Source organism: Protofrankia sp. CiP1_Cm_nod4 (genome assembly GCF_982290645.1).
Map to the genome: position 1 here is coordinate 89,980 of NZ_CEVIVC010000001.1, position 600 is coordinate 90,579.

The window sequence follows — 600 nt, forward strand, 5'->3', positions numbered from 1 at the left end:
GCCGGACGCGTGGCCACCGGATGAGGAGCCACCGGACGCGTAGCCATCGGGCGCGTGGCCGCCAGCTGAAGATCCATCGGAGATGGCCTAGCCGCGGCGTGCCCCGGCGAGCGGCCGGGACGCCGGTGGGCTCGTGCGGCCGCCGATCTCGAGTGCGCGGCGGCGGCCCTCCAGGACCGCCTCGAGCACCGTCCGCGGCGCCACGCAGTCGCCGGCCCGGGGCGTGCCCGGCCGGGCGGTGTACAGGGCGTCCTCGGGGAGGCGGTGGCCACAGTCGACGAGCACCGCGCACGGCAGCGTGCGGCGCTCACCCGTCCAGACGTCCTCCAGCACGACCCGCCCGCCGCCGGCCTCGCGCAGCAGCACCCGCAGCTGGCGGCGTACGCCCGCCTGCTGCAGCCGGGTGTTGGCCGGCGCGAGGTCGCCGGTGAGGGAGAGCAGCGTGCCCGCCACCGTGTCGGGGGTGCCCAGGGCCACCTCGCGCCCGGCACCGGCGAGCCATTCGGCGACCCCGACCGCCACCGGCCCCCCGACCGGGTCGTGGACGAACACCGGGCCGGCGGGGACGGCGTCCAGACCGCCGCGCAGCACGTCGAGCAC

The 600-nt window shown here is 78.5% G+C and carries 1 pseudogene; it reads right to left on the minus strand.

Annotated features, from left to right (window positions below):
- Window positions 1-87: 87 nt before the first annotated feature.
- Window positions 88-600: pseudogene (locus AC5LSR_RS00355) on the minus strand (NADH:flavin oxidoreductase); the annotation flags it as partial.